This window comes from Streptomyces hirsutus (genome assembly GCF_001418415.1).
Classification (GTDB): Bacteria; Actinomycetota; Actinomycetes; order Streptomycetales; family Streptomycetaceae; genus Streptomyces; species Streptomyces hirsutus.
The window spans coordinates 1-10,729 of the sequence record NZ_LIQT01000242.1 but is presented as its reverse complement, the minus strand read 5'-3'; the positions used below and the strand labels follow the sequence as shown (position 1 = coordinate 10,729).

Below are 10,729 nucleotides of genomic sequence, written 5' to 3'. Positions count from 1 at the left end.
CGCGGCGGGCAACGACGCGTACTTCGCACTGCTGCGCGAGGCCCTCGTCTCCTACGACCAGAAGATGGACGTGAAGTCGGCGGCCATCGGCTTCGTCGTCGACCTGCCGAGGCAGGAGGCGACGGCGCTGCTGAAGGAGCGGATCCGGCGCATCGAGGAGTGGCGGGCCGCGGTCACCGAGCACTACGTGCCCGAGGGCGGTCCCGAGCCGCTGGGCCACATCGGCGAGATCATGAACCTGTGGGTGTACACGGCCGACGCGGAGGCCGAGTGGACCAGGGGCCTGATCGGACGGATCGAGGGCGGTTCCTACACCTTCGCCGGGGAGGGCGATCCGTTCGTCGGCATCCTGGCCGAGGACCAGGAGAACCCGTACGCGACGGGGGAGCACCACCCGGGGGACAAGCGCTGAGGCGCCCGCGCGCCGATCGAGTGTCCGCCTCCGCTCATTAATCAAGTTTGACCAATGGCCGGGTCGCGCTTACCGTGGCGTGCGTAGTCAAGTTTGACTAGTGAGAGGGTCGTTTCATGGCCGACGCGGTGATCACCGTCGAGGACGCACGGAAGACGTACGGCGCGACGAGAGGCGGCAGGGGCGGCAAGCACGCACTGGACGGGCTCGACCTCACGGTCGGGCGCGGCACGGTGCACGCGGTACTCGGCCCGAACGGCGCGGGCAAGACCACCCTGGTCCGGATCCTGGCCACCCTGCTGCGGCCCGACGCGGGCCGGGTCGAGGTCGCGGGCCACGACGTGGTGCGCGAGGCGTACGCCGTGCGCCTGCGCATCGGCCTCCTGGGCCAGCACGCGGCGCTCGACGAGCAACTCGGCGGCCGGCAGAACCTCGAACTGTTCGGCCGCCTGTACCACCTGGGCGCGCGGCGGGCCCGCACGCGTGCCGACGAACTCCTGGCGCGCTTCGGTCTCGCCGACACCGGCCGCAAGGCGGTGGGGCAGTACAGCGGGGGCATGCGCCGCCGCCTGGACCTCGCCGCCTCCCTGATCACCGAACCGGAGGTGCTCTTCCTGGACGAACCGACCACCGGCCTCGACCCCCGCGGCCGCGCGGAGGTGTGGGACTCGGTCCGCTCCCTGGTCGGCGGCGGTACGACCGTCCTGCTCACCACCCAGTACCTGGAGGAGGCCGACCAGCTCGCCGACCGCATCTCCGTCGTGGACGCCGGCCGGGTCATCGCCGACGGCACGGCGGACGAGCTCAAGGCGGCCACCGGCGGCGACCGCATCGACGTCGTCCTGCGCGACGCCGGGCAGCTGGGCGCGGCCGTCGCCCTGCTGCCCGTACCGAAGGACGAGATCACCGTGGACACCGACCGCAGGCTGCTCAGCGCCCCGGTGGCCGACCGCATGACGGCCCTGGCCGGGGTCGTCCGCGCCCTGGAGGAGGCGGGCATCCGGGCCGAGGACATCGCCCTGCGCAGGCCCACGCTCGACGAGGCGTTCCTGCGCCTCACCGGACCCGACGACGACCGGGCCGAGGAACTCGTGGGACGCACTCGAGGAGGCGGCTCCGCATGACCACCCACGCGCCGCTCACGCACCCGACGGCCGCCCGCTCGCAGACCGGCCACGGACGGACCGCCCACGCCCTGACCGACTCCTGGACCATGACCCGCCGCGAACTCTCCCGCTGGCGGCGGCAGCCGGTCGCGGTGGTGGTCGGCCTGGTCTTCCCGGTGATGCTGCTGCTGATGTTCGGCTACCTGGTCGGCGGCGGCCGGGGAGTCAGCGGCGACTACCTCGGCTACCTGGTCCCCGGCATGCTCGCGCTCACCATGGCCTTCGGCCTGGAGGGCACCATGGTCGCCGTCACCCAGGACCTCGACAAGGGCGTCGTCGACCGGTTCCGCTCGATGCCCATGGCCAACGGCGCGGTCCTGGTGGGCCGTTCCGCCGCCGACATGCTCCAGTCTGCGCTCGGCCTCGCGGTGCTCCTGGCCGTCGCCGCCGCGCTCGGCTGGCGTGCCGACGGCGGCCCGGCCGGCTTCCTGGGCGCCGTCGGCCTGCTCCTGCTGTTCCGTTTCGCGATGCTCTGGATCGGCATCCACCTGGCGCTGGTCGCGGGGAAGCCCGAACTAGTGCAGGCGGTGCAGATCCTGGTCTGGCCGGTCGGCTTCCTGTCCAACGCCTTCGCGGCGCCCGAGTCCATGCCGGACTGGCTCGGCACGGTCGTCCAGTGGAACCCGATGTCGCAGACGGCCACGGCCGTACGCGACCTCTTCGGCAGCCCCGGCGGGGAGCCGGGGCACGTGTGGGCCGCCGTCGCCTGGCCCCTGGCCCTGCTCGCGGTCTTCTTCCCGCTGGCGGTACGGAGGTTCGCGCGGCTGAGCCGTTAACCGGCCCCGGGGCCCGGGTCCGGGGCCGCTCATCACGGAGCGGGCCCGGAGCCGGGTCCGCTCAGTGGTGGAAACCGGTGGCCGCGTTCTTGTCGCGGACGAGGGGCTGCGGCTGCTGGCGCAGCTCCGGCAGGAGCCGGGTCAGGTCCTCGACGAACAGGTCGGCGAGGTCCTCGGAGAAGCCGTTGCGGCACACCACCCGCAGCACCGACAGGTCCTCGCGGTTCGCCGGGAAGGTGTACGCGGGCACCAGCCAGCCGTTCTCCCGCATCCGCCGGGACACGTCGAAGACGTCGAACGCCGTCACCCCGGGCGCGGTCGTGAACGCGAACACCGGCAGCTCGTCGCCCCGGGTCAGCAGCCGGAAGTCGCCGAGCTCCGCGATCCGCCCGGCGAGCCCGCCGGCCACGTCCCGCGAGGCCTGCTGCACCGCGCGGTAGCCGTCGCGGCCCAGCCGCAGGAACGAGTAGTACTGCGCCACCACCTGGGCGCCCGGCCGGGAGAAGTTCAGGGCGAACGTCGGCATGTCGCCGCCCAGGTAGTTCACCCGGAAGACCAGTTCCTCGGGCAGGGCGTCCGCGTCCCGCCACAGCGCCCAGCCGACGCCCGGGTAGACCAGGCCGTACTTGTGCCCCGAGGTGTTGATCGACGCCACGCGCGGGAGGCGGAAGTCCCACACCAGGTCCTCGTCGAGGAAGGGCGCGACCATCGCGCCGGACGCCCCGTCGACGTGCACCGGGACGTCGAGGCCGGTGCGCTCCTGGAGCTCGTCCAGCGCCGCGCACAGGTCCGCGACCGGCTCGTACGACCCGTCGAAGGTGGAGCCCATGACGCCGACGACCCCGATGGTGTTCTCGTCGCACATTTCGGCGGCGGCCCGCGGGTCGAGATGGAACCGGTCGCCCTCCATGGGCACCTGACGGGCCTCCACCTCCCAGAAGGTGCAGAACTTCTCCCAGCAGACCTGGACGTTGACCCCCATGACGAGGTTCGGCCGGGCGTCCTTCGACGGGTACCGGTCGGCGTTGCGTCCCGACCAGCGGTGCTTGAGCGCCATCCCGGCGAGCATGCACGCCTCGCTCGACCCCGTCGTCGAACAGCCCACGACCGCGGACGGGTCGGGCGCGTGCCACAGGTCCGCGAGCATCGACACACAGCGTCGCTCCAGCTCGGCGGTGCGCGGGTACTCGTCCTTGTCGATCATGTTCTTGTCCCGGCACTCCGCCATCAGGAGACCGGCCTCCGGCTCCATCCAGGTGGTGACGAAGGTGGCCAGGTTCAGCCGTGCGTTGCCGTCCAGCATCAGCTCGTCGTGCACCAGCTGATACGCCGTCGTGGGCGCCATCGGCCCGTCGGGCATCCGGTGCTTGGGCGGCGCCTGGGTCATGTCCCCGATGGGGTTGGCCGGGCCCAGGAAGGGATTGACGGACAGGGGGCGTTCATCGCGCTGGGGAGCATGGTGCAGCGGCATGGAGACCTCCGGGAGTTCGTACGGGAGTTCGTACGGGAGTTCGTGCGGGTGGGGACCACAAGGACCGCGGGGAGTGCGGGGAGCACGCGGAGCACGGGGAACGAGGGGGAGTCGTCGCCGGGGCGGGACGCACGGGCGGCCGGGCGCTCACCGGACCGGTGTCCCGTCCGCCCGCAGCTGCATCTGCGGGCGTCCCGTCACCAGCAGCCAGGCCGGCAGCGACGCGAAGCACAGGAGCGCGAGGATGCCCGGCGAGGCGACCAGGACCGCGGCGACGAACAGGCTCACCCAGCCCTGCCGGGTGATGGCCAGCAGCACCCCCAGCACTCCCGCCGACACGCCCACCGCCGGATGCACACCGGGTACCAGGGCGTGGGCGCACAGCCCGAGCGCGGTGCCGACGAACACGGCCGGGAAGATCCGCCCGCCCCGGAAACCGCAGGACGTGGCGACGAGCAGAGCGGCCAGTTTCACCACCGTCATGGTGGCGAACTGGCCGGCCGACCAGCCCCCGGGATCGGCCGCCAGCTCGGCGACCTCGTCGAGCCCCTTGAACAGCGTCAGAGGCCCGCCCAGGGCCGCCAGCGCGCCCAGCACGGCCCCGCCCGCCGGGAGCATCAGCATCGGGTGCCGAAGCCGCCGGAAGGCCCCGTGGACGTACGGGAGGGCGTGGACGGCGCACATGCCGAGCAGCGCGCCCACCGCGGCGACCGTGAGCGCCGCCAGCAGGTCGGCCCAGCCGGGGCTGCCGAACGGCGGCAGGCGCAGGTCGAAGCTGGGCTGCGACACCAGCGTGGCGGTGAGCGCCCCGGAGGCGGCGGCGGTCAGCGGGGCGAAGAGGCTGTCCCACAGACGCCCCTTGATCCGCTGTCCCGCCAGGGCCTCGGAGACGACGAGGGCGGCGGCCACCGGTGTGCCGAACAGCGCGCCGATCGTCGCCGCCTCCGCGAGCACCGCCCAGCCGCGCCCGGGGGCCCGGGGGGCGGCCCGTGCGCCCAGCCAGACCGCCAGGGAGACGTTCACGGCGATGATCGGGTTCTCGGGCCCCAGGCTCGGCCCGCCGGCCAGCATCAGGGCGCTCGCCAGCAACAGCCCCGGCAGCACCATGGGCGGCAGCGCGGGGGCGTCCAGGCCGGTCGTCGCCGGGTCGGGGCCGGCGTGTCCCGGTACCTTCCACACCACCAGACCGACCGCGATCCCGGTGGCGACCAGCACGACGAACATCCACAGCACGGAGTACCTGCCGACTCCGAGCGCGTCCGGCAGGACCTGCCACAGCACGTCCTGGAGCTCCTCGGCCGCCAGGCTCACGCCCACCAGCAGCAGGCTGCACACCACGCCCACGACCAGCGCGGGAACGACGGACGGCAGCAGGTCGCGTGCCCGGGTCGCCGGGGCGGCGGAGGGCTCCTGCTGCGCGCTGTCCTGGACCACGCGCACACGATAGAAGGATCAAGCACCCCAAACCGCATGAAACGGTCAGTGTGGAGCGGTCGGCGTAAAGGGTTCGGTACGAACGGGCGGCCGGCGTGGAACGGTCGGAGGGCATCCGGCTTGCACCTCACGTGGCGTGAGGATCCAGGGTGGAGTGCGTACCGAGAAGGGAGCGGAAGTGAGTCATTCCGTGGGACAGGTGGCCGGCTTCGCCGGGGTCACGGTGCGCACCCTGCACCACTACGACGACATCGGCCTGCTCGCTCCGAGCGAGCGCAGCCACGCGGGTCACCGGCGTTACACCGACGCCGACCTCGACCGGCTGCAGCAGATCCTGTTCTACCGGGAGCTCGGCTTCCCGCTCGACGAGGTCGCCGCCCTGCTCGACGATCAGGCCACCGGAAGAGCGGACCCGCGCGCGCACCTGCGCCGGCAGCACGACCTGCTGACCGCCCGGATCGAGAGGCTGCGGAAGATGGCGGCGGCCGTGGAGCACGCCATGGAGGCACACACGATGGGGATCGGTCTGACACCCGAGGAACGGTTCGAGGTGTTCGGGGACTTCGACCCGGACCAGTACGAGGACGAGGTCCAGGAGCGCTGGGGCGACACCGACGCCTACCGGCAGTCCCGGCAGCGGACCGCCTCCTACACCAAGGACGACTGGAAGCGCGTCACCGAGGAGCTCGACTCCCTCCACCTGCGCATGGCCGACCTGATGTCCGCCGGCACCCCGGCCGACTCCGAGGAGGCCATGGACACGGCGGAGGAGCACCGGCTGTTCATCACGGGCGCGTACTACGACTGCGGGCACGAGATACACGCCTGCCTGGGCGAGATGTACGTCGCCGACCCGCGCTTCACCCGGACGTACGAGAACATCCGCCCCGGCCTGGCGGTCTACCTGCGCGACGCGATCGCCGCCAACGCGGCCCGGCACAGCGGCTGAGCGCGGACCGCGCGGCGCACCCGCCCGGCCCCCGGAAGGGACCGGGCGGGCGCGTCCCGCGCGGTCACTCGCGCGCGAGCACCACCGCGGTGCCGTACGCGCACACCTCGGTGCCCACGTCCGCGGCGTCCGTGACGTCGAAGCGGAACGCCAGCACGCCGTTGGCGCCCCGCGCGCGTGCCTGCTCGACCAGGCGCTCCATGGCCTGGTTGCGGGTCTGCACGAGCGTCTTGGTCAGCCCTTTGAGTTCGCCGCCGACCATCGACTTCAGACCCGCGCCGATCTGGCTGCCGAGGTGGCGGGACCTCACGGTCAGCCCGAAGACCTCTCCGATCACCTCCTGCACCCTGTGCCCCGGGACGTCGTTCGTCGTGACCACCAGGACGTCGGTCCCGGGACCCTGTCCACCGCCGTGCTCTTCGATGCCCATGGCACCCAGCTTCATGGGGGAAAGGGCACGGTGCAATCCTGGGTACGCCCGTGGAACCTGGGCCGGGACGGCTGCGTTGATAGTTTTGGCAGCCACTCTCGCCCGCCCCCTCAAGCAGCAGGAGCCACACTCCCGTGACCACCCTTGCGCTCGGCCCCGAGTGGCTGAGCCCGGACTATCTGATCGAGACCTTCAGCCTTACCGGCATCCTGCTGATCGTCTTCGCCGAGTCCGGATTCTTCGCGTTCCTGCCCGGCGACTCCCTGCTGTTCACAGCGGGCCTCTTCGTGGCCGAGGGCAGCTACATCAGCCAGCCGCTGTGGCTGGTGTGCACGCTGATCGTGATCGCCGCCGTCCTGGGCGACCAAGTCGGTTACATGATCGGCAAGTTCTTCGGCCCGAGGCTCTTCAGCCGCCCCAACTCCAAGCTCTTCAAACAGGAGAACCTGGAGAAGGCTCACGAGTTCATGGAGAAGTACGGGCCCAAGGCGATCGTCCTGGCCCGCTTCGTGCCGATCGTGCGCACCTTCGCCCCCATCACGGCCGGTGCCGGCCGGATGAAGTACCGCACGTTCCTCACGTACAACCTCATCGGCGGTGTGGCCTGGGGCTCGGGCGTCACGCTCGCCGGCTACTGGCTCGGCCAGATCGGCTTCATCAAGGACAACGTCGAGACGATCCTCATCCTGATCGTCTTCCTCTCGGTGGTCCCGATCATCATCGAGTTCCTGCGGGAGCGGGCCAAGAAGAAGCGCGGCGGCGGCGAGGACGCGGAGGCCCCGCAGCAGGACGCGTACGGCGCGTACGGCCAGCAGGCGCCCCCGTACGCCCAGCCGGTCATGGACGACGCCACCACCCAGCTCCGCCGCATCACCCCGGACGGACCGCCTCCGCAGCAGGCTCCGCAGCACCAGCACCAGCACCAGCACCAGCGGCCGCAGGCCCCGCAGCCTCAGCAGCCCTACGGCAACCAGGGCTACCCGCAGCAGCGGCCCCAGCAGCCCCAGCAGCCCCAGCAGCCGTACGGCAACGACCAGGGCGGCTACGACCAGTACTACGGCGGGCAGTACCCCCAGGGGCAGGGCGGCCAGGGGCAGGCCCAGGGGCCGGACCCCCGCCGGCAGCAGCCCTACAACCAGGGCTACTGAACCACCGCACCGAACCCGTCCCCGGGGCGCGCGACACCCGCGCACTCCGGGGATCCGTGTCTTCGGGGTCTTTGAGGTCTTCGGGGTCTTCGGGGGCCGGGCGGTCCCGCCTCAGAAACCACGCGTCCGCTTCGCCGCCCTGCGCTTCTCGGCGGAGCCGATCCGCAGGAACAGCCGGGAGATCTCCGAACCGAGGTTCACCCCGATCGCGATGGCCATGGCGAGCGCCACGGCCTTCGAGAGGGACACCAGCCCCGCGTCCACCTCGTTCTGAGCGATCGCCAGCAGACCGAAGTACGTGGCGGAACCGGGCAGCAGGGGCCCGATCGCCGCCGTGGTGTACGGCAGCGCCGAAGCGAACCGGTACCGGGCCAGCAACTGCCCGAACAGTCCGACCAGGCCCGCCGCCGCGGCCGTGGAGGCCACCGGCGAGATCTCGCCCGCATAGGCCATCGCGCCGTACACCACCCAGGCGACGCCGCCGTTGAGGGTGACCAGCAGCACCGTGGACCGCTCCTGCTGGAGCAGCACCGCGAAGGCCAGCGACAGTCCGAGCGACGCGGCGATCTGCCACAGCGGCCGCTCGGTCAGGATGAGCGCCGCGTCCGGGTTCAGCTGGGCGCCCAGCTGCACGCCGAAGTAGAGCGCCACCAGCACCCCGATCACGATGGCCGTGAAGAAGTACAGGACCTCCAGGAGCCGCGCGGCCGCGGTGATGTAGAAGCCGGTCAGGCCGTCCTGCACGCCCGCCACCAGGGCCCGTCCCGGCAGCAGGGCGAACAGCCCACCGGTGATCACCGCGGACGCCTTCACGTCCGCGTGCGCCAGGGTCAGCGCGACGCCGATCGCGGCCGGCGGCATCGCCGCCACCGTGAACTGGTAGAACTCCGGCAGCCCCCGGTCGGCGCACTTCCACGCCAGCCGGTCCCCGAGCATCGCGCCCATCGCCGCGGCGACGAACACCAGGACGCCACCGCCGACCAGCACCGACGCCGAGCCCGCCAGCAGCCCGCTGGCCGCGTTCAGCACCCAGATGGGGTAGGGGTGCCGGTTGCGGCGCATCTCCGCGAGCCGCCGGTAGGCCTCCTCCAGGGAGATGTGCGTCTCCTCGTCGCTGAGGTCGTCCACCAGCTGGTACACGGCCGCGAGACGGGTGTAGTCGGTGCCGCGGCGGCGTACCGTGCGCGACGCGGTCACCGGGTCCTCCACCAGCGACGGCTGGTGGGAGATCGACAGCAGGGTGAAGGTGACGGTCGGCTCGCACCGGTCCAGGCCGTAGGAGCGGCAGACGGCGAACATCGCGCCCTCCACGTCCTCCGCGCCCTCGCCGCCCGCCAGCAGCAGCTCCCCGATGCGCAGCGTCAGGTCGAGCACGCGCGGCACGGCGGGTCCGGTCTCGTCGTCGTGCCGGTGCACCAGCTCCGGCGCCGGCCGCTCGGTCACCGGCATGCGCAGCATGGTGCGCATCCGGTCCTGCCAGGGCGCGTCCCGGTGCAGTGCCACGGCCGGGACCCCGCTCGGCGGGGTGAACGCCGACGGAGCCTGCTTGGCCTGGTAGGTGCGCGGCGGGTTGAACGCCGAACCCTCCGTCTCGGCGGGCGGCTGCACAGGCGCGTCCAGGCCCTGGGGCAGGGCGAACTCCGACGTCGTCTCCGATTCCGTGGGGCCTCGTCCGGCGCTCATGAGCGCCAGCCCTTCCGGAACGGCGAACTCCGACGTCGTCGACTCGGTATCAGCTGTGGCCGTCAGCCCGACCGGAGCGCTGAAGGCGCTCCTCGCCTCGTCCGGTTGGGGCTTGCGGTCCTCCGCGTCCGTCACCTGCGCTGCACTCCCTGTACGACACGTCCGTTGTACCTCTGTGCCCCCGTCGGGGCCAGGCAGACAGTCCCCAGGGCTCAGTATGCGCACGAGACGCGGAACGGGCCGCACGCCTAGGCGTGCGGCCCGTTCCGCGTCTCGTGCGACGAGGGCTCAGTGGCCGCCCGTCTCCTTGAAACGCTTGTAGGACCGCTCGATCTCGATCTCGGCGTCCGTCCGGCCGACCCAGTTGGCGCCCTCGACCGACTTGCCCGGCTCCAGGTCCTTGTAGACCTCGAAGAAGTGCTGGATCTCCAGACGGTCGAACTCCGACACGTGGTGGATGTCCCGCAGGTGCTCCACGCGCGGGTCCGTCGACGGGACGCACAGCAGCTTGTCGTCGCCGCCGGCCTCGTCCGTCATCCGGAACATGCCGATCGCGCGGCAGCGGATCAGACAGCCCGGGAACGTCGGCTCGTCGAGAATGACCAGCGCGTCCAGCGGGTCGCCGTCCTCGCCGAGAGTGTTCTCGACGAAGCCGTAGTCGGTCGGGTAGGCGGTCGAGGTGAAGAGTCGACGGTCCAAACGGATCCGACCCGTCTCGTGGTCCACCTCGTACTTGTTCCGCGAACCCTTCGGGATCTCGATCGTGACGTCGAACTCCACCGGTGGCTCCTCCATGATCAGCACATAGTTCTGGTGGTTAAGTGTCCCTCACGCAGGTGTGTGATCGCGAAAGGGGCTGGTGGTCGTGCCGGAGCTGAGGCCTTGGCGGGCCGCGAGACCGCATGTGGCACGGTTCGCGGGCGCCGTACGACCCCGTCTGGCACGGACCGCGGCGGCTGTCCGGCCGCGTCTGGCACGGTTGCGGCCGAGTCGTCCCGCGGGTGCCGGCACGGCCGCCTGGTCACGGATCACGCGGTCGGTGGCCTGGCCGGGAACCTGGCCGGGGGCCTGGCGGTTCACCGTGGTCGCGGCCACCGCCGGGACGGTGCTGGCCGCGGGAGCGGTGACCACCGCCGGTCCCTGGGACTCCACGGGTCAGCGTACGGCCGAGCAGGACCGGGCCGTGACCCTGGAGGCCACGCGTGGCACAGATCACGGCGGCCGCGGCAACGCCGGTACACCGCCCCGCGGCCCCCGTAC

The 10,729-nt window shown here is 71.8% G+C and carries 9 protein-coding genes and 2 pseudogenes; 6 read left to right on the top strand and 5 right to left on the bottom strand.

The features are described from left to right. The 3 genes and pseudogenes from AOK11_RS18815 to AOK11_RS18805 all read left to right on the top strand — a co-directional run. Positions 1-412: pseudogene (locus tag AOK11_RS18815) on the top strand (PadR family transcriptional regulator); the annotation flags it as partial. A gap of 116 nt (positions 413-528) precedes the next feature. Next, the gene (locus AOK11_RS18810; RefSeq protein WP_055594877.1) at positions 529-1,536 is read left to right on the top strand and encodes an ATP-binding cassette domain-containing protein; all 1,008 of its coding nucleotides are present in this window, start codon (positions 529-531) and stop codon (positions 1,534-1,536) included. After that, on the top strand, positions 1,533-2,354 hold the full coding sequence (locus tag AOK11_RS18805; protein ID WP_079034941.1) for an ABC transporter permease: 822 nt from the start codon (positions 1,533-1,535) through the stop codon (positions 2,352-2,354). The genes AOK11_RS18810 and AOK11_RS18805 overlap by 4 nt, the downstream gene beginning before the upstream one ends. Before the next feature lie 61 nt (positions 2,355-2,415). On the opposite strand, the gene gad is transcribed toward AOK11_RS18805, so the two are convergent. After that, on the bottom strand, positions 2,416-3,825 hold the full coding sequence (gene gad, locus AOK11_RS18800; protein WP_055594876.1) for a glutamate decarboxylase: 1,410 nt from the start codon (positions 3,823-3,825) through the stop codon (positions 2,416-2,418). Between the two features lie 147 nt (positions 3,826-3,972). Continuing rightward, on the bottom strand, positions 3,973-5,259 hold the full coding sequence (locus AOK11_RS18795; protein WP_055594880.1) for an ion channel protein: 1,287 nt from the start codon (positions 5,257-5,259) through the stop codon (positions 3,973-3,975). 178 nt (positions 5,260-5,437) lie between these two features. Here AOK11_RS18795 and AOK11_RS18790 point away from each other — a divergent pair, with 178 nt between their 5' ends. Continuing rightward, positions 5,438-6,208 carry a MerR family transcriptional regulator gene (locus tag AOK11_RS18790; RefSeq protein WP_055594879.1) on the top strand — a complete coding sequence of 257 codons (771 nt, stop codon included), beginning with the start codon at positions 5,438-5,440 and terminating at the stop codon, positions 6,206-6,208. A gap of 64 nt (positions 6,209-6,272) precedes the next feature. Here the strand turns inward: AOK11_RS18790 and AOK11_RS18785 are convergent, their stop codons facing one another. Continuing rightward, entirely contained in the window at positions 6,273-6,638 is a 366-nt protein-coding gene (locus AOK11_RS18785; RefSeq protein WP_055594878.1) for a YbjQ family protein, read from the bottom strand. Between the two features lie 134 nt (positions 6,639-6,772). Here AOK11_RS18785 and AOK11_RS18780 point away from each other — a divergent pair, with 134 nt between their 5' ends. Further along, on the top strand, positions 6,773-7,786 hold the full coding sequence (locus tag AOK11_RS18780) for a DedA family protein (RefSeq protein ID WP_055594875.1): 1,014 nt from the start codon (positions 6,773-6,775) through the stop codon (positions 7,784-7,786). 111 nt (positions 7,787-7,897) lie between these two features. Here the strand turns inward: AOK11_RS18780 and AOK11_RS18775 are convergent, their stop codons facing one another. Next, positions 7,898-9,604, bottom strand: a complete 1,707-nt coding sequence (locus AOK11_RS18775; protein ID WP_055594874.1) for a threonine/serine exporter family protein — start codon at positions 9,602-9,604, stop codon at positions 7,898-7,900. Between the two features lie 153 nt (positions 9,605-9,757). After that, positions 9,758-10,249, bottom strand: a complete 492-nt coding sequence (locus AOK11_RS18770; protein ID WP_042174359.1) for an inorganic diphosphatase — start codon at positions 10,247-10,249, stop codon at positions 9,758-9,760. A 79-nt stretch (positions 10,250-10,328) separates the two neighbouring features. Here AOK11_RS18770 and AOK11_RS46775 point away from each other — a divergent pair. Continuing rightward, a pseudogene (locus tag AOK11_RS46775) lies at positions 10,329-10,729 on the top strand (D-alanyl-D-alanine carboxypeptidase/D-alanyl-D-alanine endopeptidase); the annotation flags it as partial.